We start from the raw sequence: 24,041 nt of genomic DNA on the forward strand, positions 1-24,041 counted from the left end.
TTAATATATTTTAAAGGTTTACAGACACTCATCTACCAGGTACAGGATAGACTCATAATTTTTACCAACGGCTTCAGACATTGCCATCTCACAGGTTTTTGCGGTAGAATAATATCCACTATAAGGAGAGTTCCTTACTTCAGCTGCTTCAGGCGCGGTAGCAGAAGCCGTAAGTTCAGGAAATAAGAACCCCCTGTCGCCAGCCATTCCACAACAGCCCGAATTTAAAGGAACGTCAACCCGATCTGCAAAATGGTCGGCCAGCATAAACAGCTTACTCTCCAATCCCATTTTCTTAAGTGTGCACACCGGATGCAAAACGACACTCTCTTTTTTGCGGATATCTTTTAATTTCGGTGTCACATAATCATATAGATAATCAATACTATCAATGATATTCAACTGATCGAAATATGTTTTATTTTCTTCTGTAAGTACAGGGCGACAACTATGTAAAGTATGCGTACAAGAACTTACATCCAGCACTACAGGAAATTTACCTTCTGAAGTCCATTTCCAAAGCTTTTTAATGGTTTCGTTAACCGTGTATATATAAGCATCATTGTACCCCTTTGAAGAGAACAATTGTCCGCAACACATACCGTTAATATCGTCAGGGACCAACACCTTAATTCCAGCTTTACCAGATACACTCATAAAGGTTTGTGGAACACTTTTCTTACTGTCGTTTGCTCCACCCATCATCCGGTTGATACAGGTAGGGAAATAAACGATTGACCCATTCCTATCACTTTCAATTTTTCCATTTGTAGCTTGTAATTGATTACTCCAAAGTGGCATTGCGGGAATGATTTTCTTAAGTCCGCCAGTAATATTTCTCATTGTCGACCCGCCAAAAATGCGATTCATGCCACCTCCGATCTTAACTGCAGAACCAACCATAAAAGCGGTAGTTCCGAAGTTTTTTGCCACTGTTAAGGCTAACCCATTAGCCGATTTACTATGACTTTCCCTGCGCAGACGTTTTACCAAATCACCCGTATTGATATCAACGGGGCAAGCCGTAGCACATAATCCGTCTACCGCACAGGTATCCAATCCGTCATACTGATATTCGCTGACCAGCTGATCAAAATCACGTTTATTACCACTTGTTTTTAATCCTGCAAGCTCCCGTCTTACTACAATCCTTTGTCGTGGGGTAAGCGTTATATTGCGGCTCGGACATTTATGTTCACAATAACCACATTCGATACATTTATCTACCTCCTGCTCTACCGAGGGCAAAGGTTTTAAATTAGCGATATGCGCTTTTTTATCCGCATTGATGATTACACCTGGGTTAAGCAGATTTTGCGGGTCTATCGTCTCCTTTAACGTTTTCATGATCTGGTATGCTTCACCACCCCATTCAGTTTCAATAAACGGCGCCATGTTACGTCCTGTACCATGCTCAGCCTTTAAAGTTCCATCATAAGTATCAACCACCAGCTTCACCACATCCTGCATAAACAGATCATACCGTTCAATTTCTGCAGCGGTATGAAAAGCCTGTGTAACCACAAAGTGGATATTTCCATCCTTGGCATGACCAAAAATAATCGCTTCATGGTATGCATATTTTTTAAACAAAGTTTGAAGGTCCAGAATTGCATCTCCAAGTTTCCCCACAGGAAAAGCAATATCCTCCAATATAACGGTAGTTCCGCTGGCCCGCACAGCGCCAACGGCAGGGAACATCCCTTTCCTCAACTTCCAGAAAAAGGCCTGCTCTTTTATATCCTCAGTAAAAACAGGAGATTCCAGCATCAATAGGTCAGTAGCTGAAGCAAGGAACACATCTCTTTTGGCATGTAATTCAGCCAGGCTATTCGCCTGGAACTCGACCAGTAAAGCCGAAGCCGTTTCCGGCAAGGTTTTTAAACGATCTGGTACTCCTTTTAGACCATCAATAGATCTCAATGATGCCCTATCCATCAATTCAACCGCCTCCGCGCCAGAAACCGTTAAAGGTATAATAGCCTGACACGCAGCATAGATGTTGGGAAAATATAAAAAGGCAGTTGTCTTATAAGGGTAATCAGGAACGGTTTCCATTACCGCCTCTGCAATAAATCCGAGTGTTCCCTCTGCACCGATCAAAAGATGTGACAATACATCCAGTGGATGTTCATGATCAATAAAGGAGTTTAAGGAATAGCCTACGGTATTTTTAGTTTCATATTTTCTGCGTACCAGGTCATACAATTCTGTATTATTTTTAAGTTGTTCCTGCATGCCCTTTACGGCAGTACAAATATGTCCACACTCTTGCTCAAACCTTATATAATCTGCAGGTTCTTCAGTTGTAAATGTTTTGCCATCCGGTAAAATGAAACGGATGTGTTTTGTTGTATGATAAGAATTAAGTTTTACACCGCAACACATTCCACTAGAGTTGTTGGACAGGATTCCACCCATCATTGCGGCATCAATACTTGATGGGTCTGGTCCGATCTTTCTTTGATAACGTTTTAGATAAGCATTAACCATACTTCCGGTAATTCCCGGCTGTACCCTTACTGTTTGTCCATCATTTTCAATCTGCATTTTATTCCAGTACTGACTCAAATCAACAAGGATACCATCAGTTATGGCCTGTCCCGATAAGCTGGTACCACCGGTTCGGAAAGTAAGTGGCATCTGGTATTCATGAGAAAACCTGAACAAAGCAATAATCTCCGATTCTGTTATGGGCTGCACAACGGCTTTCGGTCTTAAATAATAAAACCCTGCGTCCGATGCATAAGCAACCAAATCAATCAATCGTGATTTAATACGTGTTTTTGGTAAAATACCTTCTAAAAGCTCTCCAGTTTCCATTTAAAGACAAAAATACTTATACAGGCGAAAGAACCTGCTGCGAAATACTTAACTATAAACAAAGAAACCATTTAAAAATCAGAATTCTAATAATTCCCCGATGATTTTATATAGGCAACTGATTTCGTTCACTATTCGTTCATTGCAATGAACAAATTGAATAAGGTCATCCATCCCGGCATTTATTAATTTCGTTTCCATGTTGGCCAACATAGGCGTATCCTGAAAAGCCTTAGATGAGTAAGGAAAAGAAATTTACAATCATCCCTATTATGAAAAGATTAGATTTAAACAATCTTGGTGTTCAGGAAATGAACACATTAGAAATGACCAAAGTTGAAGGTGGCGGATTACTAGGAGGCCTAAACATCCTTAGCGGACTTGGCTTAGGTAACCTGACCGGAGCGTTAACTCCAGTAACAGGAGCGGTAAAAAGTGTACTTACTGACACCTTTTCGTTCCTTAACAAACAACTACGTACTGTTCTGGGTTCATTAGGCGGTCTGTAAGAAATCAATAAATAGCCGTTATCTTCAACATGAGATAACGGCTATTTTAATATCCCCTCACATGTCCCTATCTATCTTTTCTGCCGAAAATATTTCTGACACCGCTCTTGTTTATCGTTCCCAAATCAACAGGCCAACACAAATCATTTATCTTGTTACCATATTTGGCATTCTATTAACACTCAGTATCCTTCCCTTTATCAAAACACCTATCAGTGTAAAAAGTAACGGGCTCCTTCAGTCTTCTATCGAAAAAACTGAACTTACAGTGCCTGTTAATGGCAGACTAATAAAACTCCAATTGAGTGACAACAAAAAGGTTAAGCAAGGTGAAACTTTAATTACCATAGACGCTTCAACTCCCAGACAACAAGGTAGCGTTGTACAAAACAGACAAGGACAAACGGCAGCTTTTCTGCAGGATATCCGGATCTTACTTGTTTACATCAACAGGAACGGGTTTAGTTATCCACCCTTACAAACCGGCCAGTATACCGCATACTGGCAACAGTTTGCTCAAGAGCTTGAGAATGCACGTATCGCCAAAAACCAGGCTGAAAGCACCTACAACCGTTACAATAAACTTTTTCAAAATAAGGCACTTACAGAATCTGAATACGAACGATATAAATTTGAATACGAACAAAGTGAATCTGCTTACAAAATGATCATCAACCGGTATAAAACCCAGTGGCAAACGGAGGCAAACACTTTACGTACTGAGTTACAACAATTAAGTGGACAACAGATTGAATTAAATGAACAGAAAAAACAATATACATTAAAAGCACCAATTGATGGCTCTATCCAAAACTTAACAGGAATACAAGAAGGAGCATATGTATTTGCCAACCAAAAAATCGGCGAAATCTCGCCGGACGCAGACTTAACTGCATTTTGCTATATCAAACCTGCAGACATTGGTTTGATTAAAAGGGGACAGGAAGTTCGGCTGCAGGTCGACGCATTTAACTACAATCAGTGGGGACTGGCAAGCGGTCGGGTACTTGACATTTCCGACGACATTATAGTTATCAACAATCAACCTGTGTTTAAAGTACGATGCGGTTTAACAAAGAACCATTTGCAGTTAAAAAATGGCTACAAAGGCTATTTAAAAAAAGGAATGACGTTTACTGCGCGTTTTACCGTTACCGAGCGCAGCCTATACCAGTTGCTCTACGATAAAGTTGACGACTGGGTAAACCCAAATGTAAGTGGAAAGTTATAAGCAGGTATGAGCATTAAAGTAAAACAACGCGACATTACAGATTGCGGAGCAGCATGCCTGTCCTCCATCGCAACACATTATAAATTAAATCTCCCGGTTGCACGTATCAGGCAGCTTGCAGGAACAGATAAAAAAGGCACCACCGTACTCGGCCTGGTAGAAGCCGCTCAAAAACTAGGATTTGAAGCCAAGGGAGTTAAAAGCCCCTTCGAAAGCCTTTTTAAAATTCCCACACCCGCAATTGCGCATATCTTAGTAGATGACATTCTGCAACACTATGTGGTCATTTACAAAGTAACCAAACAATTTATCCAGGTTATGGACCCTATTGACGGGCAAATGCAGCGCAAAACTCATGATGAATTTAAAAAAGAATGGACTGGTGCACTTGTTCTGTTGCTTCCAACCGAAGAGTTCAAATCCGGAAACGAGAAAATATCTGTACAGGGACGTTTCTGGAGTTTAATAAAACCGCATAAAGGCATTTTAATTCAGGCATTGCTTGGAGCTATTGTATATACTATTTTAGGCCTTTCTACTTCTATTTTTGTCCAGAAGCTGGTCGATTTCGTTTTGGTTGACGGTAACCGGAACCTACTCAATCTTATGGGTATAGCGATGATTGTCATCTTGCTTGTCCAGCTTTTTATCGGCACTGCAAAAACTATTTTCACTTTAAAGACCGGGCAAATGATAGATGCCCAGCTTATATTAGGTTATTACAAACATCTGCTTAAACTGCCACAACAGTTTTTCGACACCATGCGCGTCGGAGAGATTATTTCAAGAATCGGGGATGCTGTAAAAATCAGAAGTTTTTTGAATGATGTCAGCATTAATTTTCTGGTCAATATTTTCATCGTTTTCTTCTCATTTATAGTCATGTTTACCTATTACTGGAAACTGGCTTTACTGATGTTAACCGTAATTCCTGTATATCTGCTGGTTTACCTAATTACTAATAAACTCAATAAAAAGGCGCAACGAAAGTTAATGGAAGATTCCGCTGAACTGGAATCACAATTTGTAGAAAGTCTAAATGCCGTAAGCACGATCAAGCGGTTCGGGTTAGAAAGCCATGCCAACGAAAAAACAGAACTACGCTTTGTTAAGCTTTTAAAATCAGGTTACACCTCAAATATCAATTCTGTATTCTCTAACACATCAGCAGAATTGATATCCCGTCTGCTAACCATCATCTTACTATGGATTGGTGCTGGTTTTGTACTCGATAATAACATCACTCCAGGAGAGCTGCTGTCATTTTACACGTTAATCGGCTATTTTACAGGCCCTGTTTCCTCCTTAATCGGGATGAATAAGGTTGTCCAGGATGCTGTGATTGCGGCTGATAGACTTTTCGAAATCATGGACCTGGAAAGAGAAGACATGGAACGTAATGAAACACAAATTGAACTTACCCCCGATAAAATAGGTGACATTCATTTTGAAAATGTCTCGTTCCGTTACGGGACAAGGATCCCTGTTTTCGACGAGCTGAATTTAACCATTCCAAAAGGTAAGTTCACAGCAATTGTTGGTGAAAGCGGCTCGGGAAAATCGACCTTAATGTCTATCCTTCAAAACATCTATCCCATACAAAAAGGTAATGTTAGCATTGGAAAATATGATCTGAAGTATATCCGAACAGCCTCACTTCGCAATACTATAGCGGTTGTCCCTCAGAAGATCGATCTTTTTGCGGGTAATGTGATCGAGAATATTGCAATTGGTGATTACGAACCGGATATGCAACGAATACTGGATATTTCAGAACAGCTTGGTATCATTGATTTTATAGAAAGTCTACCCAGAGGTTTTCAAACTTACCTTGGTGAAAATGGAGCTACTTTATCTGGCGGACAAAGACAACGCATAGCCATAGCCAGGGCTTTGTATCGTAATCCTGAAATTCTAATCCTTGACGAAGCGACCTCTTCTCTCGATTCAGCATCTGAACAACATGTACAACGGACAATTGATTTTCTTAAAGCCAAACAAAAGACCATCATTGTGATTGCACACCGGTTAAGTACCTTAAATCATTCAGACAAAATCATTGTACTAGATAAAGGAATAGTAGCAGAGCAGGGCACACATAATGAACTTTTGTATGACCCAAACTCTGCGTACAGTAGGTTATGGAACCTTCAAATGCCTCAATTATTTAAGATTTAAAGATGGGTACTGACTCTACATTTTTATCCATTTCCAAAACAATAACTGTGTCATCAGCATCAGGTAATTGTTTTGGTAAGCTAAGTACAATCTTACCTGCGTCCAGTTTATGCGTTAAAGGAGCGGCACCATCAAGTAAATAAACCTTAGTAATTTTAAGTCCTGGTATAGCAGGAACTGAAATTTCAGCACGGTTATTCTTAAATAAGTGCAAATAAATCTTATTTCCTTTTCTTGTTGCGGCCATAACGCTATCTGGTTTATATGGCCCCCCCTTCGTTCCATAAATAGCTGCGCCATTTTTATTTAACCAGGCTCCCATCTCTTTTAAACGGCTGATCTGTCTTTCTTCTATCCTTCCGTCCAGCATAGGACCTACGTTAAATAGTAAATTTCCATTTCCACCAGCTGTACTGGCTAACGTTTGAAGGCATTCTTTTAAAGACTTCATTTTATCATTAGGCTTCCATGCCCACTGCTGACAAATTGTGATACAGCTTTCCCATGGATAGTCCATATTCATCGTTCCAACCTCTTGTTCTGGAGTCGCAAAATCTGCCAGAGTTGTCGGTAACATTACCTTATGCGATCCTCCACTAGCATCCTTGGTATCCAACCGGTTATTGATGAGCACGTTCGGATCCAGTTTTTTTATCGCATTGTAAACATCTGCTGATTGCACACGCGTCCATTCTTTATCCCAGTTTGCATCAAACCAAAGCATATAAGGCTTATAATTCTGGATCAATTCTTTCAGCTGATTTTTCATCGTCGATACAAACCGATCCATATTCATAGATTTATTAGTGGTAGAGGCAGGATACAAAATCGCATAGTCAGGATCATGCCAATCGGCTACCGTAAAATAAATACAGAACTTCAGTCCGTACTTTTTACAGGCCTTAGCCAGCTCTCCTACAATGTCTTTTTTGTATGGGGTATTCATAATATTATAATCGGAATAGGCAGTTGGCCATAAACAAAATCCATCATGGTGTTTTGAAGTGATGGTTAGATATTTCATTCCGGCATCCTTAGCTGTTTTCGCCCATTTATCTGCATCGAACAAAACTGGATTAAATTCCTTATACAGGTTATCGTATTCAACGGTTGGAACATTTGTTCCTCTGGACCAGCCAATTTCGGTTCCCCTGAGACTAACTGGCCCCCAGTGAATAAACATACCGAATCTTTTATCCATAAAATCTTCCACTACCTTTTTATCGGTACGGATAACTGGGCCTTGCGCAAAAGAAAAGCAACTCAGGCACATGAAAACAAGCATTAAAACTGTCGCGTTTTTTTTCATAACGGTCATATATTTTGGTTCATTGGTGTAACACTAACCTAGCCTTAAGTTCCTATATAAAAAATAGAGGATCACATGAATACACTGGACTATACTATTTTTCTCCAATAAAAATAATAAATTTACCTACCAAATAAACCGATATGAAGATCAATGAGAAAAAACGCGATGGCTTTAAAGGCGAGAAACTAATCAGTCTTCCTGAGTTTCTGTTTAACCGCAAATCCAAAGACGATTTTTTCTTAAATTCAATGTATATAACCCATATCGGGTACTTCCCTAAAGCTGCCGGACATTACCGAAACAGACCAAAAGGATGTCCAGACAACATTCTGATTTACTGCATTGACGGCAAGGGCTGGTTCAGCATTAACGGTGAAAAACAGGAAGTCTCTGCTAACCATTTTTTTATAATCCCAGCTACAGATCAGCATTTACGTTACGCTTCAGATGTCGATGATCCATGGACAATATACTGGGTCCATTTTACAGGAAGCAACCTCTCCAGCCTAAATGAATCCTTATCCATCAAAAGCCTGGTTAGTCCGAAAGCCATTTCATTTGACGAACACAGGATTAAATTATGGGAAATGATATACAATTGCCTTGAAAAGGGATACAGCGAAGAAAATTTAAACTATGCCAACCTTAGTCTATACTACTTAATTGCCAATTTTTTGTTCCCACAAAAACACACTGAGCTTACGCAAACGCCAGGCCAGGACACTTCTGATAAAGTGATCGAATATATGAAAAATAACATTTCAGTTAGATTAACCATTGACGATATGGCCACTGAATTTGCTTATTCTCCTTCACATTTTCAAAACATTTTCAAAACAAAAACAGGCATTGCACCAATTGATTATTTCATCCAGCTAAAAGTACAGCGTGCCTGCCAGTTGCTTGCTTTATCAGATTTGCGAATAAAAGAAGTTGCCGCCGCAGTGGGATACTCCGATCCTTTTTACTTCTCCCGTCTGTTTCATAAAATTATGGGTAGCTCGCCCCTGGCATACAAGAGCAAACACAAAATATAGGACAAGATATTAATCTACATGAAAAACCTCTTCCATATCCGTCCACATTTGTTTTTTTGCAGCTGCCTCTGGCAGTGGTGACTGACAAGGATCTGTTTCTTTCCACCAGCGTTGGGTATTCGGGTCATCGGCCATTTTTTTCATATCCGCATCAAAATCTTTCCCAATATATTCAAAGTAGCTGAATAGATAGTAAGCATCTCCTATTTTTTGAAGGTATATGGAGTAATTTCGAATATTACATTCCTTAATCTTTTTCAAAACTTCAGGCCATGCATTTGCATGTAAACGCTTATAATCTTCCAGCTTTTCGGATTTTAACCCGATTACCGAGCCAAAACGTTTCACATCTGCCTGCTTAGCTTCTTCTTTACAGCCGGCAAGTAAAAAAAACAGGAGGAATATCGTCAAAATACTTCTTTTCATCTTATATGAGCTTTGGTCATTGCAAATTAGTGATGCATTAGAGCAAAGTCAATAGACTAAAATTCTATTTAACTGGATTATCCGACTGATCAGATGAAATACTTTTTGCAGGCTTAATCTTTATAAGTATTGATTGCTTCCCAAAGCATATCCTTTAGTTGTACAATATTTTTTTGCGCAACTGAAGAAATAAATATGGCGGGAACATGCTTCGGAAGCTCTTTTTTCATCTCTTCCATCAATTCATCATCCAGCATATCAGATTTGGTAACTGCTAACAAATGAGGTTTCTGCATCAGCTCAGAATTATAATCCTTAAGTTCTGATTTTAAAATCTCATATTCTTCTGTTATACTTCTATGCGTGTCAGCGGGAACCATAAAAAGCAATACCGAGTTACGTTCAATATGACGTAAGAAGCGATAACCAAGTCCTTTACCTTTGGATGCTCCTTCAATAATACCAGGGATATCGGCCATTACAAACGACTTGCTGTCGCGATAAGATACGATACCAAGGTTTGGCACCAGGGTAGTAAAAGGATAATCAGCAATCTCAGGTTTAGCGGCAGAAACTACTGACAATAAAGTTGATTTACCTGCGTTCGGAAAACCAACCAATCCAACATCAGCAAGCACCTTAAGTTCGAGTACGATCCACTCTTCCTTTCCGGGCTCTCCTGGTTGTGCAAAACGTGGAGTTTGTAAAGTAGGCGTTTTAAAATGCCAGTTACCTAATCCACCACGACCGCCAGATGTAAGAATTTTTGTTTCACCTTCTTCAGTAATCTCGAAAAGCACTTCACCGGTTTCTGCATCTTTGGCAATGGTCCCGAGAGGTACATCAAGAATCTCATCTTTACCGGATTTACCGGTTGACGTTCCGCTTGAACCTGGCAAACCATCAGGTGCAATAATATGCTTACGGTATTTTAAATGGAGTAAAGTCCAGAACTGGGAATTTCCTCTGAGGATGATGTGACCACCGCGACCACCATCACCACCATCCGGCCCACCTGTTGCAGTTCTGATGTCGCGGTGCAAATGTGCAGAACCTGACCCTCCCTTACCGGAACGGCAGCATATTTTAACATAATCTACAAAATTTGAACCCTGCGACATAATCTTCTCTGTTTTTTTTATAAATAACAATAGCGGGCAGTATTCAATTCTGTCCCGCTATCAGTAATGTTTTTTGTACTAGTACTTATCTACAACGGCACATAAGTTGGCAAAGATGTCATCTATTTTGCCGATGCCATTTACTTTACTCAATTTCTGCTGTCCTTCGTAATATGGCAAAACATGAATCGTTTTGCTAAAATATTCTTCAATACGTTTTTGCAATTTATCTGCCTGATCATCAACACGACCTGTTTCAAGCTGACGTTGGGCAATGCGTTTAGTTAGTTCATCCTGATCTACATCCAAAGCAATAACGCCTGCAATAGAACTGTCTTTACTTACTAAAAACTCATCCAAAGCCTCTGCTTGTGGCACAGTACGCGGAAAACCATCAAATATAAATCCTTTAGCCTGTGGGTTTTTATCCACTTCCTCCTCCAACATAGCGATGGTAATTTCATCCGGAACCAACTGCCCTTCAGCAATTAAAGCACTCACCCTTTGTCCAAGTGGCGATTGATTTTTAATGTGTGCCCTGAAAAGATCACCTGTTGAAATGTGGATCAATTGATATTTTTCAATCAATTTTTCAGATTGGGTGCCTTTGCCTGCACCCGGTGGGCCAAAGAGAACAAAATTCAGCATTTGGGTTGTCTTTAAAGTTAAAAAGCCTTTTGCCCGCAGGCTCAAGGCTACGAATACCTATTCAATCATTCATTGTAACACTCCCTTTTTCAATTCATTAAATCACTGAATACAAAAAAATATGAAGGTTAGTTTTGAGGTTGCAAATATATAATTATTAATTTACTATATTCACTTTTTTACAAATAAGCCCTCCAGGATAGTAACGGGTCACAAATCAATGGCTAAAAACTATTGGTAAGCGCCCTTGCTAATCAGATTATTCACAATACGCGTTTGTCCGTCTTTGTCTGTTGTACCATTTACCAGTGCCGAAGTAACCCCTCCAGTATTTTTTGCCGGAGATGTAGGTTTAAGATGAAAATCAAAAGCCACGGTATTTACAAATTGAGGGTCTGTACCAGATACTGAGCCCGCATCACCACCGCAAGCCGCTTTCCATAAATTAAAATCGGTGTAAGGAATATTATCCCAGCGCCAGATGTTCAATCCCTGAGAATAATACAAATTATTGGTAATTACATTATTTGTACCTCCCAATACTTGTTTATTGATAAATACACCTCTATCTGCTCTCGGACAAATGATATTGTTGTTAATTACATTGTTGTTGCAGTTTTCGGTTAGCCTAACCTCTCCCTCAACCTCATTGAAATAACCAAGGTCTTTACTATTATGATAAATTGTATTATTAACTACATAACAATTGTTCGTTCCACCGCCTGTGTAACCAATATAACCGCCTAAATAAATCCCGGCGAGAGCACAATTGTATACAAGGTTGTTTCTCACAACACATTCCTGCGTAGGAAAATTATCTGTTTCACTCACAATACCAATCCCACGACCACAATCCCTTACAAGGTTCCGCTCGACAATAATATTTCTGGCTCCATCAACATAGATACCTATAGCTCCGTTATGGTCTTTAAATGCAGATATCGGGCCTGTTTTACCATCGATATTAAACACTTCATTATCCGCAATAATACCATTTCTAACATAATTTAATGCGGGATTGGTATTTGCAGCATAACCACCTGCAGCTACAATCCCTATATTTTCCCCATTATAGATCTTATTCTTCCTGACTTCAAAACCATCTACGTAACCATTAACCGTTAGGTTCTCACTATAGCCGGTGTTACAATCAAAAATCTCATTTTCTTCCACAAGAATCTTAGTCATCACAACGTCCGTGTTTCCAATCACATGTATGGCATGTCCACTTCTACCCATCTCCGCTGCTGCATTATTCTCAATATTGTACACCCTGTTTTTCCTCAAGGTAACGTTAGTAGAACCACCCTTCACCACTATTCCATCTACATTTACCCATGCAGCACTTGTTTTAAAATTACAAACATCCATTCCTTCAATTGCTACAAAGCTCACTCCATTCATGGTAACCAAAGCCTCGCTACCCGATACAGAAAGTCCTTCACCACTGATCACAGCTTTCTCTCCCTGATACGGCTTTAATGTAATTACTTTATCCTTTCTTCCGGATTTAGGAAATACAACTTTTTCTTTATAGGTACCAGTCCTAACAAAAACAGTAAAACCTGGTGTAACCAGTTCCAATCCCTTTTTTATGGTATTTACGGGCTTATCAAGCGTCCCAGGATTGGAATCATTCCCATTAACCGCAACGTAAATATCTTTGGCGGCCAATTGTCCTCCTGCACTATCAGGGCCTGCTAAACTGCTCTTTTTACTACAGGCAGGCAAAACAATAAATGACAAAACAATAGTTCCTAATATGAAAACGTGCTTAAAACAATCTAATTTTGATGTATTCATTATTTTAAATATTAACAGACTGTATCAATAATATGGATTACCACTATTTATATGCACATCGTCATTCTGAATTCATTTCAGAATCCCTTTTGAGCATTTTTTGAATAGTTGGTGCGAGATTCTGACCTCGAAGAAGCTGCTAAGCAAAATGAATTCAGAATGACGACAGTATTAATGATACAGCCTGTACATTTGTGTGAGTGTATTAAAATTTTATTCTGATACTATTTTTCGGATGCTGTTGTTGTTTCGATCCAATACATAAACGGTTCCGTTTTTATCTACAGCAACACCTGCCGGCGCGCTAAAAGCCGCGGCTTTCCCAACCCCATTTACATTGCCTGCAATACCAGATCCTGCAAATGTGCTCACTTCGTACGTTTTACCATTTACTAAACGGATGCTTTGATCTGGATTAGAAGTACTACCGTTAGCCCCATTTCCAGCTATTAACAAGTTATTGTCCGCATCAATGCACATGCCCCATGGGGATGCAAATTTCGCAGCTGTAGCAGGTCCGTCTAAATAACCTACAGCTCCTGAACCAGCAACAACACTGCCTGCCCATGTACTTGCCAGATATTTTTTAATTACATGATCACCAAATACCGTAACAAATAAATCGCCTTCACTGTCAACGGCAAGTGCTGAAGGTTGATTAACTCCACTAACTACCTGCTTAGATACACCAGCAGGCGTCATCTGATAAATATTTGCAACACCACCCGAGCTTGAGTAAAACAAATTCCCAGTTTTTTTATCAAAAGTAACATTCCATGGATCCTGAGAAGCAAATCCCAAAGTAGTAGCCGTTCCATCGGGAGTAATTTTTCGAATATCCCAATTCCCCGGATCTGCACTATACACATTCCCCAGGTTATCGATCGCAAGGCCATAAATCAAACTAAATTTAGCAGCAGTTCCTTTGCCATCCTGATAACCTGCATTACCCGGGCTCCCAGCAAAAGTGGTTACATTCCCATCTTTATCAATTTTTCTGATACACCTGTTACCAACATCCGCAACGTATACATTCAAGTTGTCATCCACTACAATACCGCTACATCTATACCAGGGCTCTCCTGTAAAGTTAAAGCTGGCATCAGTGCCCTGTCCGTTTGCAAAGCCAACCACGCCCGACCCTGCCAGGGTAGTTACCGTTCTGGTGAATTCATAAGTAAAAGCTGTTTTACTCGTTGCACTTTTACCATCAATTGTTACCGTTATTGCACCTGAACCCGCTTTTTTTGGTACGACAACCATCATTTGCTTACCATTAACACCAATCACTTTCAACGGTTTTCCATTTAGGGTAACCTCAACCTTTGAAGTGTCGGTAGTGAAGTTACTGCCATTGATGAGAATTTCTGTACCCCCGCTACCCTTTTGAGGAAGAAGCTGATCAATGATGATTGGTGAAGATGCATCATGAGTAAACTCTTGATCATCCTTTTTGCAGCCTGTAACCACAGCCACCAAAACAATAGCCATGAATAAGCAAGCATTTATATATTTTTTCATAATCTTATGCATATTAATAAACAATGTTTTTCATTACCAGCCTGGATTTTGCACCAGTGAAGAATTTTTATCGATGTCACTCTGCGCAATTGGGAAAAGATACATCTTATCGTCCCATACCCTGTTTTGCAATAAAGTACGTTTGTTAAAATCTGCAAAAGCAAAACCTTGATTGCCATCACTGGTGATGGTATTCATCCTATAAATGGTCTGCACTTTTGAATCATTCATCATCAGTCTGCGGATTAACGTATAATAACGATCCCCTTCAAAAGCCAATTCTATCTGTCTTTCCTGCAGAATACGTTTCCTCATTTCATTCTGATCACCTACAGCTCCCGGATAAACGGTCTGTAAATCAGGAATACCAGCTCTTTGTCTTACCAGGTTTACATATTTCAAGATATCCGGGTGGTTTGGCTCAACTTCATTCAATGCCTCAGCATAACTCAAATAAATCTCTGCCAGGCGAATATGAATATATGGGTGATAAGCAACCGCACTTGTTCTGATATTTGACGCAGGACTTACCTTTTTCAGCACATCGTAACCTGTAATATCAGCGTTATTATTTACCCCTACACCTGATTTTCCTGAGTAATAAAATTCAGCTCTTCCGGTACCATCTTTATTCGCATCAGATGAAAAGAAATTCCTGTCGTCCAGAGTCGGTGCAGGCAAAACAGGCTTACCATTATACTGTATACTTACGTAAAACCGGGCTTCGCGATTGGCGTACATGTTTGCATTACCTTTAACATATCCCCTGTTTAAACCATCTTTAGATTTCCCCCAATTTGCAGGATCGTCAACTTGTACAAATCCTGTTTCTTTATATTCCGATAGAGGATCATCAATTGTTCTTCCATTCCGCATATAAAAAGCATCTACAACATTTTGAGTGGCATTGGTCATGTCGTACCCACCTGGTTTAGGTGCGCAACGTACCTCATGTCTCCATTGCCATCCCGATGAAGTGTTGGTAGAAAATAAAATTTCGCTATTCCAGTTTGTGATAAACAAATTGCGAAAAGAAAGATATGGGTCAAACTGACTGTCACCTTCATCAAGATTTGTGAAAAGCTTGTAACCAGCTACATCAATAGCCGCTTTTGCAGCATTGGCAGCAACCTTCCATTTATTCGCGTCATATTGTGAGGGAGCCAAAGCCAGCCCATCTTTATTTTTTAAGCTCGCCAACTTACCATTCCCGTTCCATAAAGGACTAGCTGCCCATAAGGTTACCTGAGCTTTAACAGCAAGACAAGATGCTTTATTAGCTCTTCCATAATTTGATGATGATGACCAGGTGCTGGGCAAATCCGCAGCAGCCCTATCTAACAATTCAACAATATGCGCCACACAGTCATTAAATGGTGCACGAGGATACTTATTGTAGTCCTCATTAAGACTTAAAGTGTTTGTAATCTTAACAAAAGGGCCATATTGACTTAAGAGTTTCCAATAAAACCAGCCTCTTAAAAATAATGCTTCGGCCTTATATTGTTTTTTCAGGTCAGCACCGATTATGGCATCCGATACTTTATCTATGTTCTCTTCAAATACAATACTCTGCCTGATACCTGCATAATTGCCTCCCCAATAGTAGAAATAATTACTTTGCGCATTCCAGTTACCAGCAATCATTTTTCGAACATTTACCCCCTGAATGGCACATGAAGTTTCATCACTACCACCTAAAGTAGTGTGATCATCCTCAGGAATTTGAACATTTCCATAAATGTTATTTAAGTAACCTTCGACATTTGCCCTGGTCTCCCAAACCATGTCTGAGGTAAGCAAATTGTCCGGTGCTACATCTAAATATTTGCAACCCGGGCTAAACAGTAACAAGCACATTGTGATGCTACCGAAAGAAAGAATATTTTTTAATAGATTATTCATCTTAATCATTGTTAAATGGTTATTAAAACTGAGCCCTCACACCAAAAGTTACCATTCTTGAAATGGGATATTTAGCACCGTTAGATCCCAATTCAGGATCCCAAATTTTGAATTTACTGAAAGTCAAAAGATTCTGTCCGGAGGTATAGAAGTACAAAAGAGGTACTCCTGCCTTTTTCATCTTTTCTGATGTAAACGTATACCCAAGCGACGCTTGTTTTAACCGGATGTACGAGCCATCTTTAAGCCAGTGTGTACTGTTCAGATAATTGTTATCTGAGAGGCTTCCTACTGATAAACGAGGATAATAAGCATCCTGACGTGGGTTATCCACAGTCCACCTATCTAATGCCTGAGCCATCGTATTGTTCTGGTATTGTCCCATGCCAGAGAATGGCACTACTCCTACCCCATTAGCTCCTGCGCCTCTTGAGTCAATCGATGATCCGTTAGCCATGATACCGACATCAGCAACACCCTGAAAGAACAATGATAAATCGAATTTCTTATAGGCCAAAGAAAAACCTGCACCATACAACCAGGACGGGAATGGCGATTTACCCAATCTTCTCGCGTCGTAAGCATCGATAACCCCATCACCATTTTGATCCAGATATCGGATATCACCAGGTCTAACCGTACTAATTTTCTGCTCAGGTCTAGAATCAATATCGTCCTGATCTACAAAATAACCATCAGCCACATAGCCAAAAAACTCATTATTCGCAAAACCTGCCTGATTTTGATAAGCATACTTTCTTATAGGCTCATCTGCAAAAATGATTTTATTTTTACTGTAGGTCACATTTCCAAACAACCTTACACCTAAACTACCAATCTGGTCATTGTATTCAATACTCGCATCCACCCCACGGTTACTCATTTCCCCTAAATTCGCATACACTGGTGTCCCGCCTAATCCTACTATTGACGAAATAGATTCACGCCTGATTAATATATTATTACGTCTCTCATCAAAACCATCAATAATTAAATTCAGCCTATTGAACAAGCCTATTTCAAGGCCGATGCCTCCTTTATAGGATCTTTCCCAGGTTAGATTTTCCACGCCAATCAAATTTTCTGTTAATCCGCCATTCCAGGCTCCGTTTAGCCCAAATCCAACACCGGAACCACCACCTATCTGTGTTAAATAAGGGAACCTGTCACGCGCACCAATGTTATCATTACCAACAACACCATAAGAACCTCTTAATTTCAGCAAGCTAAACGTATTGGCATATGGCTTAAAGAAATCCTCATTAGAAATCACCCAACCACCAGATACAGATGAAAAAAATCCGAATTTACTCCCTTTTTGAAAGTTTTCGGAGCCAGTATACCCGGCATTTACTTCAAGCAAATACTTGTCCTTAAACCCATAGGTCATTCTCCCTGCCAAACTTTGATTGCGGAATGGAATAGCCGTAATCACATCTCCTGCAGTACTTCTAAGCCTGTTTCTCATGTTATACAAGAACATAGCGCCTACACGGTGATTACCAAAAGTACGGTCATAATTAATGTTCCCTTCCAGATACATAACCCGTTCGCCATCTGAACCTTGCTCATAACCTAAGAACTGCTGTCCAATTCTGGTTTGGGTATAGAGCAATTCGCCATTACCATCACGACCTATAGCCTGCCAGTTATCATTAAGCCCGGTTCTCCTGTTATTGAAATTACCGTAACTATCAAATGAGAACCTTGCATACGAAGTTAAACCAGGTGTAATTACATCTAATTTTTGATTCACGGTAAAAACAGACTGTACAGCCGGCCTGAATTCATCTGAGTAACCATTATTTTGAACACTATTTAAAGGATTAGCACCACCGTTGGCTATCGGGCCCGCCCATTTTCCATCTGGATACTGTGTTGGAAAGGCTACTGGTGTTGTGGCATAGGCAAGATACCATAGGGGGCCCGCGCCAATTCCTGGATAACGTGAATTGACCAACATTGCACCAATATTCAGTTGCAACAAGGTACTTTTAGTAACGTCTACATCAATGTTACTTCTAAAATCATAACGCTTAAAGTTCAGGTTAGGATTATAGCCGTTTAATTTTTTAACATTATAAGGACCTGTCTGGTTGTAGAAAGAAGTTGAAATGTAATAACGTACAGCTTCTGACCCCCCATTTATATTTAAGTGCGCATTAGTTAAACTGGAATTTTCCTTATAAACCTCATCGATCCAATTTACATTCGGATACATATAAGGATCCAGACCACTAGCAGTTTTTTGAATAACTTCATCAGAATAATTAGGAAGCTGTCCCATATTGACACGGGCCTCATTTAATAATTCCATATATTGAATTCCATTCAGCATTTTGGGTCTTTCCGTAAAACTGGTCAAACCAGTTTCCGCTTTAAAAGATATTTTCGGCTTTCCCGCAACACCTCTTTTTGTGGTAATAATCAATACCCCGTTAGCCCCCTTTGCACCGTACATTGCTGTAGATGATGCATCTTTAAGTAAAGATATACTTGCAACATCCTCAGGATCTATATTGTTAAATGAACCGCCAAAAGCACTATTAACATCATCACGCTGTACACCATCTACAATAATAAGGGGTGAATTATTTCCTGTAAAAGTTCCCAGTCCACGAATAGTCAGTTCCGAGTTGTCATAACCAGGCTCGCCACTCGACTGCATAGAAATGATACCAGCTACTTTACCTGCCAAGGCGTTGGACAGACTAGCTACAGGCGTTCTCATATCGGCCATATTTACCGAACTAATAGACCCCGTTACCGTAATCTTCTTCTGCGTACCATAACCAACTACTACAACTTCCGAAAGGTCATCTACAGACTCTTTAAGAATTACATTCAATATTGCCTGACCGTTAACAGGAACTTCCTGAGCAATAAAACCTGTATAAGAAAAGACCAGGATAGCATTAGATGAAGTTACGGCAATACTGAAATCTCCATTGCTGTTGGTGGTACCACCACCTGTTTCACCTTTTATTTTTACCGTTACCCCCGGTATTCCCTTTCCCTGTGTATCAACTACGCGACCACGTACGTCAACCACCCGATCAGCCTGCTTTATTTTTAAAGGAGCATCCAGCTTTTCTTTGAGTACAACAGTACGGTCTTCTATAGTATAAGAGAGGGGCTGACCTATAAATACCTTGTTAAGTACTTCCTCCAGCAATGCAGCATTTACATTTATATCAACCTCCTTTGCGTTTTTCAACAGCTCATCGGTATAGATAAAATCATAATTACTTTGTTTTCGTATTTCCTTAAAAATACTTTTCAGGGTCGCCTTCTTTTTGGAAAGGGTAATCCTTTGGGCGAAACCTGCTGCACTTACCTGCATTATGGTTGCTATTAATATAACGGTGGTTAATCGCATAATCAGCAGTAGTTTTTTGATATACCTTTTGGGCACACCAAGTTCATTAGCATAATTTTTATACATTTGTTAGTCTGGTTATTCGCAGGTTAACCTTGATCCTTAAAGATCTAAGTTGTCCGCGGGTTAAAGTTGATTGAATCGCAAAATTTGTTGACTGAAGTAATCGGGACATTGGCCAGTCGTGTTGCAAGCACTTCTGGCTTTTTTTATAAGATTACTTCTATTGATTTTAAGTAGTTATTTTGTAACTATAATCCTCCTTCCTTCAATTCTAAAGTGAACCTTATTCGTTAATTCTAATTTGCTTAGGACTTTGGATACATTGCTGAAACGGCTAACTGTACCACCAAATCGATCTTTAGGAATCGCTCCTTCATATACAACATCTACATCGTACCATCGTGAAATCTTTCTCATTACTGATGCTATATCTTCGCTTTCAAACATAAAAGATCCATTCTTCCAGGCCAGTACCTCTTCCATATTTGCTTCGGCAACTGTCAATGTACCATTCCCCGCCACAGCCTGATTTCCAGGCGTAAGCATTTGTGATGCCCCAAAAGCATCAACCATTACAGAACCTTCAACAAGCGTTGTTCTGCTGACTGGCTCATCCACATAACTGTTGACATTAAAATGGGTACCCAACACTTTTATTTCCTCTTTGTTCGTCACGACAATAAAAGGCATTCTATGTTCCTTACTCTTTAATTCTTTATCCTTCATCATGACCTTGGCCACCTCAAAATAAGCTTCCCCTTTTAACTGCACCCGCCTCTCCTTAACAGTAGTAAAGGAGGTAGGAAAAGTTAATACGGAAGCTGCATTCAGCAGCACCTTCGTTCCATCAGGTAATACCACCTGGTATTGTCCACCTTTTGGAGTCTCTATACTGTTGGCTTTTGTCGTTGCAGCCTGGTCCTTTACCGTATACACGATTTTTCCATCAGTCAGTTTGGTTACCACTACACCAGATTGCGCGGCAAGGTCACCGTTCTTAGCATCGGTAAGGACGATTTTTTCTCCATTAGCTAAAGTAAGTATAGCTTTATTTCCTCCTGGCGCGATGTCGTTCGCTAATGTACCAGATAGAGATTGCGGGGATAAATAATAAAAAGAACCTACACTTAAAGTGATCAAAATAACCGCAGCGGCTGCAATTTTTCTCCAATAAGTATTTCTAACAGGAAGAACAATAGCACGCTGAGGCTCTTCTACGATGGTATCTTGTATTCTATTATGTAAGCCCGTAATTTCATCAAAAGACATTTCTGATTGCCGGGCACTTTTTACCAATGCAGCGGCATCTTCAGTAAGTACAAACTCCCATTCATCTTTATAACTTCCCTCTTCAATCAGCGTAAGAACTTTTTCAAGTTCAGTTTTACTACATTGATTATTTAGATATTTTATAAAAAGTTGTATGATTTCGTTGTTCAATTTTCCTCCCTTTTGTAACTAATACAAATGGCAGAAACAATACATCTATCCTGATTAAAAAAAAATATAATTATTTCACTACAGTTGCCATTAATACCAGAACAGCAGTACGAATGGTAATAAATTCCCTAATGGTTTTTAAAGCTTTAACCATTTGATTATTAACTGTGCTTTCTGAAATACCCAGCTCTATAGCTGCTTGTTTGTAGGTCAGCCCTTGTATGCGACAACGGATAAACACTTCCCTCCTTTGTTCCGGCAAATTATTTATGGCCTCAGTAAAAATTGAACTGCTTTCTGTATAATCTATTAAAAGCTCAGTCGCATTTTCTTCGCCCACCACATTTTTTTTAATCTCGTCCATGATACTCACCTCATGTTGGGCACGCTTCAAAAGATTAAGTAAATGCCTCCGGGCGATGGTATATAAATAAGGCTTAAAAGGTTGTCCACTATCTATTTTAACTCTATTCTCCCAAACTTTAATAAATGTATCGTGTACAACATCCTCTGCAAGCATAGCAGACTTAGCAGTTCTCATTACAAAATACTTCAGTTGTTTAACATGTAAATAATACAGACTGCTTAAAGCATTGGGATCACCTTCTATAAGAAGACCAAGCAGTTTTTCTTCACTGTAGTTATTATAAATGTTCATTTGGTTTGGTTGACTATCCGAAACTACAAAAATTAACACAAATTGTACCTTTTAAACAGTAAATACCTCCACCTTGTCAGTAATTATTAATTTACTATATTTATTTTTTAGTGTATCCGGAATAATGAATTGCTATAATATCAAGTCATTTTGGTTTCATTTTAACACTTAGATTTTAAATTAAAATTTAAATATCTACCTTCGCCATAGATAATATATACTAAATATGTCAACATACAGTAATTTAAGCGATTACGATTTAACCACCTTATTAAAGGAAGGAGACCGTATGGCTTTTACTGAAATATATGACAGATATTTTTGGCTGCTCCACGCTCATGCCTACAAATGGATGCGTAACCGGGAAGAAACCAGGGACATTATTCATGAGCTTTTTCTCGCATTATGGGAAAAACGGGAGACTTTATCTTTTGAACCTGGTTTACTTAGTTATTTATCAGCTGCCGTAAGAAACAGGATTTTTAATCTTTTATCTCATAAACGCATTGAATCGCAATACCTCACTTCGCTGGACAACTTTACTACCGAAGGCACCTGTATCACTGATCACCTGATCAGGGAAAAACAATTGACCTCACTTATAGAAAATGAAATCGCAGGCATGCCTGGCAAAATGCGAGAAGTGTTTGAATTGAGCAGAAAAGAAAATCTGAGTCACAAAGCCATTGCAGTACAACTCAACATATCAGAATTGACCGTCAGAAAACATGTTCAACATGCGCTAAAACTATTACGTTTCAAGCTCGGAATCTATCTCATCGTTTCTTTTCTTAATACATTTTAATTTTTTTCATTTTTATTTACCCCCTCCCGGCCTTTCAGCTGTACCTCTTTATATAAGGCATTAAAATGTCGACTGGATATGGAAGAAAAAAAAGCACAGGAACTGTTTAAAAAATATGCGGCAGGCAATTGTACTGATGAAGAGAAAGTACTGTTGGAGTCGTGGTATCTTTTACATAGCCAGAATTCAAACCTTTCGGATGTCAGCGCAGAAGAACGCCTGGAAGACAAACAATTAATCCTTGATGCACTTGATCATGCCTATGCTCCGGTAACACGAAACGTAAGCTGGCTAAAATATGCGGGTATGGCTGCAGCCTCGATTGCATTAATCCTGATCGGCTTTGGCTTATATACCTATACAATTAAAGAGAATCAGGAAACACGTCCGTTGGTACTGGCTAAAACAGATGTCTCTCCTGGTGGAAATAAAGCTGTGCTTAAGCTGGCAAACGGACAAACGATTAATTTAAGTAATGACCAGAATGGGATAATCATCAAAGCAACTGAACTGGCTTATAACGATGGAACCCACATTCAGACCAATGACACTCATCCAACTGCATCAGCACAAAACACCATAAGTACTCCTGCGGGTGGTCAATACCAGGTTATCCTGCAGGATGGCACTAAAGTATGGCTCAATGCCGAATCGTCTTTAAGCTATCCAAGCAGTTTTGCAGGACAGGAGCGCAAAGTGGAAATAACTGGTGAGGCTTATTTTGAAGTAGCACACAATAAAGCTATGCCATTTAAAGTAGTTAGTAAAGGACAGACTGTAGAAGTGTTGGGTACACATTTTAACATAATGGCCTATAATAACGAAAACGCAGTAAAAACAACTTTGCTGGAAGGCTCAGTAAAAGTAACGGGCAGAAGAACATCTAAACTCCTCAGTCCCGGGCAACAGGCACAGCTTACAGATCAGCATATAACTATAACAAACCATGTAGACCTGGAGGAAATCATTTCCTGGAAAAATGGCTATTTCAAATTTAACGAAGACATCAAAAGTATCATGAATAAAATTGCGCGGTGGTACGACCTGGATGTGGTATACAAACCGGGTGTAGATCTTAACCAAACCTTTTCTGGTGAGGTTTCGAAATCAAGGAACGTCTCTGTACTGCTGAAAGTAATGGAACTGACCGGAAATGTAAACTTTAAAATTGAAGGAAGGAGGATCATCGTTATGCCATAGTTTATACATAAAGATGAGCCTTAAAAAGAAGCCGGAGATGAT

17 protein-coding genes are annotated in these 24,041 nt (G+C 39.5%); 6 read left to right on the forward strand and 11 right to left on the reverse strand.

The features are described 5' to 3' along the window. Window positions 1–18 precede the first annotated feature (18 nt). Window positions 19–2,823, reverse strand: a complete 2,805-nt coding sequence (locus tag R2Q84_RS15625; RefSeq protein WP_316817506.1) for an FAD-binding and (Fe-S)-binding domain-containing protein — start codon at window positions 2,821–2,823, stop codon at window positions 19–21. Window positions 2,824–3,095: 272 nt separating this feature from the next. Between R2Q84_RS15625 and R2Q84_RS15630 the strand changes: the two genes are divergently transcribed. From R2Q84_RS15630 to R2Q84_RS15640, 3 genes are all read left to right on the forward strand, one after another. Next, complete coding sequence (locus tag R2Q84_RS15630) at window positions 3,096–3,332, forward strand: hypothetical protein (protein WP_316817507.1); 237 nt, start codon at window positions 3,096–3,098, stop codon at window positions 3,330–3,332. A 61-nt stretch (window positions 3,333–3,393) separates the two neighbouring features. Next, on the forward strand, window positions 3,394–4,563 hold the full coding sequence (locus tag R2Q84_RS15635; protein WP_316817508.1) for an HlyD family secretion protein: 1,170 nt from the start codon (window positions 3,394–3,396) through the stop codon (window positions 4,561–4,563). A 6-nt stretch (window positions 4,564–4,569) separates the two neighbouring features. After that, window positions 4,570–6,741 carry a peptidase domain-containing ABC transporter gene (locus R2Q84_RS15640; RefSeq protein ID WP_316817509.1) on the forward strand — a complete coding sequence of 724 codons (2,172 nt, stop codon included), beginning with the start codon at window positions 4,570–4,572 and terminating at the stop codon, window positions 6,739–6,741. Here the strand turns inward: R2Q84_RS15640 and R2Q84_RS15645 are convergent. Beyond that, on the reverse strand, window positions 6,731–8,050 hold the full coding sequence (locus R2Q84_RS15645; protein ID WP_316817510.1) for an alpha-L-fucosidase: 1,320 nt from the start codon (window positions 8,048–8,050) through the stop codon (window positions 6,731–6,733). The genes R2Q84_RS15640 and R2Q84_RS15645 overlap by 11 nt on opposite strands. A gap of 143 nt (window positions 8,051–8,193) precedes the next feature. On the opposite strand from R2Q84_RS15645, the gene R2Q84_RS15650 reads away from it, so the two are divergent. Continuing rightward, a complete protein-coding gene (locus R2Q84_RS15650; protein WP_316817511.1) occupies window positions 8,194–9,090 on the forward strand; it encodes an AraC family transcriptional regulator in 897 nt (298 codons plus the stop codon). 9 nt (window positions 9,091–9,099) lie between these two features. On the opposite strand, the gene R2Q84_RS15655 is transcribed toward R2Q84_RS15650, so the two are convergent. The 9 genes from R2Q84_RS15655 to R2Q84_RS15695 form a co-directional block, all read right to left on the reverse strand. Next, the gene (locus R2Q84_RS15655; protein WP_316817512.1) at window positions 9,100–9,516 is read right to left on the reverse strand and encodes an L-rhamnose mutarotase; all 417 of its coding nucleotides are present in this window, start codon (window positions 9,514–9,516) and stop codon (window positions 9,100–9,102) included. Between the two features lie 113 nt (window positions 9,517–9,629). After that, the gene (gene obgE, locus R2Q84_RS15660; protein ID WP_316817513.1) at window positions 9,630–10,637 is read right to left on the reverse strand and encodes a GTPase ObgE; all 1,008 of its coding nucleotides are present in this window, start codon (window positions 10,635–10,637) and stop codon (window positions 9,630–9,632) included. Window positions 10,638–10,715: 78 nt separating this feature from the next. Further along, on the reverse strand, window positions 10,716–11,285 hold the full coding sequence (locus tag R2Q84_RS15665; protein WP_316817514.1) for an adenylate kinase: 570 nt from the start codon (window positions 11,283–11,285) through the stop codon (window positions 10,716–10,718). 231 nt (window positions 11,286–11,516) lie between these two features. Continuing rightward, window positions 11,517–13,088 (reverse strand): right-handed parallel beta-helix repeat-containing protein, encoded by a 1,572-nt coding sequence (locus R2Q84_RS15670; protein WP_316817515.1) that lies wholly within the window; start codon window positions 13,086–13,088, stop codon window positions 11,517–11,519. Window positions 13,089–13,301: 213 nt separating this feature from the next. Continuing rightward, complete coding sequence (locus R2Q84_RS15675; protein ID WP_316817516.1) at window positions 13,302–14,609, reverse strand: IPT/TIG domain-containing protein; 1,308 nt, start codon at window positions 14,607–14,609, stop codon at window positions 13,302–13,304. Between the two features lie 33 nt (window positions 14,610–14,642). Continuing rightward, on the reverse strand, window positions 14,643–16,514 hold the full coding sequence (locus R2Q84_RS15680; RefSeq protein WP_316817517.1) for a RagB/SusD family nutrient uptake outer membrane protein: 1,872 nt from the start codon (window positions 16,512–16,514) through the stop codon (window positions 14,643–14,645). Between the two features lie 22 nt (window positions 16,515–16,536). Next, complete coding sequence (locus tag R2Q84_RS15685; protein ID WP_316817518.1) at window positions 16,537–19,959, reverse strand: TonB-dependent receptor; 3,423 nt, start codon at window positions 19,957–19,959, stop codon at window positions 16,537–16,539. Window positions 19,960–20,133: 174 nt separating this feature from the next. Then, window positions 20,134–21,336 (reverse strand): FecR family protein, encoded by a 1,203-nt coding sequence (locus R2Q84_RS15690; RefSeq protein ID WP_316817519.1) that lies wholly within the window; start codon window positions 21,334–21,336, stop codon window positions 20,134–20,136. Window positions 21,337–21,406: 70 nt separating this feature from the next. After that, window positions 21,407–21,994, reverse strand: a complete 588-nt coding sequence (locus tag R2Q84_RS15695) for an RNA polymerase sigma-70 factor (protein ID WP_316817520.1) — start codon at window positions 21,992–21,994, stop codon at window positions 21,407–21,409. A gap of 226 nt (window positions 21,995–22,220) precedes the next feature. On the opposite strand from R2Q84_RS15695, the gene R2Q84_RS15700 reads away from it, so the two are divergent. Next, window positions 22,221–22,799: an RNA polymerase sigma-70 factor gene (locus R2Q84_RS15700; protein ID WP_316817521.1), complete on the forward strand. Its 579-nt coding sequence runs from the start codon at window positions 22,221–22,223 to the stop codon at window positions 22,797–22,799. A gap of 78 nt (window positions 22,800–22,877) precedes the next feature. Next, window positions 22,878–23,999, forward strand: coding sequence for a FecR domain-containing protein (locus tag R2Q84_RS15705; RefSeq protein ID WP_316817522.1), 1,122 nt, complete (start codon window positions 22,878–22,880; stop codon window positions 23,997–23,999). The last annotated feature ends 42 nt before the right edge of the window (window positions 24,000–24,041 follow it).

This window comes from Pedobacter nyackensis, from assembly GCF_032678475.1.
Lineage (GTDB): Bacteria > Bacteroidota > Bacteroidia > Sphingobacteriales > Sphingobacteriaceae > Pedobacter > Pedobacter nyackensis_A.

What these genes read in the sequence shown, in the direction of transcription:
- R2Q84_RS15635 (WP_316817508.1), top strand. Translation starts at nt 3,394, where the DNA reads ATGTCCCTATCTATCTTTTCTGCCGAAAATATTTCTGACACCGCTCTT.
- R2Q84_RS15645 (WP_316817510.1), bottom strand. Translation starts at nt 8,050, where the DNA reads ATGAAAAAAAACGCGACAGTTTTAATGCTTGTTTTCATGTGCCTGAGT.
- R2Q84_RS15665 (WP_316817514.1), bottom strand. Translation starts at nt 11,285, where the DNA reads ATGCTGAATTTTGTTCTCTTTGGCCCACCGGGTGCAGGCAAAGGCACC.
- R2Q84_RS15700 (WP_316817521.1), top strand. Translation starts at nt 22,221, where the DNA reads ATGTCAACATACAGTAATTTAAGCGATTACGATTTAACCACCTTATTA.
- R2Q84_RS15630 (WP_316817507.1), top strand. Translation starts at nt 3,096, where the DNA reads ATGAAAAGATTAGATTTAAACAATCTTGGTGTTCAGGAAATGAACACA.
- obgE (WP_316817513.1), bottom strand. Translation starts at nt 10,637, where the DNA reads ATGTCGCAGGGTTCAAATTTTGTAGATTATGTTAAAATATGCTGCCGT.
- R2Q84_RS15685 (WP_316817518.1), bottom strand. Translation starts at nt 19,959, where the DNA reads ATGTATAAAAATTATGCTAATGAACTTGGTGTGCCCAAAAGGTATATC.
- R2Q84_RS15625 (WP_316817506.1), bottom strand. Translation starts at nt 2,823, where the DNA reads ATGGAAACTGGAGAGCTTTTAGAAGGTATTTTACCAAAAACACGTATT.
- R2Q84_RS15705 (WP_316817522.1), top strand. Translation starts at nt 22,878, where the DNA reads ATGGAAGAAAAAAAAGCACAGGAACTGTTTAAAAAATATGCGGCAGGC.
- R2Q84_RS15650 (WP_316817511.1), top strand. Translation starts at nt 8,194, where the DNA reads ATGAAGATCAATGAGAAAAAACGCGATGGCTTTAAAGGCGAGAAACTA.
- R2Q84_RS15680 (WP_316817517.1), bottom strand. Translation starts at nt 16,514, where the DNA reads ATGAATAATCTATTAAAAAATATTCTTTCTTTCGGTAGCATCACAATG.
- R2Q84_RS15695 (WP_316817520.1), bottom strand. Translation starts at nt 21,994, where the DNA reads ATGAACATTTATAATAACTACAGTGAAGAAAAACTGCTTGGTCTTCTT.
- R2Q84_RS15655 (WP_316817512.1), bottom strand. Translation starts at nt 9,516, where the DNA reads ATGAAAAGAAGTATTTTGACGATATTCCTCCTGTTTTTTTTACTTGCC.
- R2Q84_RS15675 (WP_316817516.1), bottom strand. Translation starts at nt 14,609, where the DNA reads ATGAAAAAATATATAAATGCTTGCTTATTCATGGCTATTGTTTTGGTG.
- R2Q84_RS15640 (WP_316817509.1), top strand. Translation starts at nt 4,570, where the DNA reads ATGAGCATTAAAGTAAAACAACGCGACATTACAGATTGCGGAGCAGCA.
- R2Q84_RS15670 (WP_316817515.1), bottom strand. Translation starts at nt 13,088, where the DNA reads ATGAATACATCAAAATTAGATTGTTTTAAGCACGTTTTCATATTAGGA.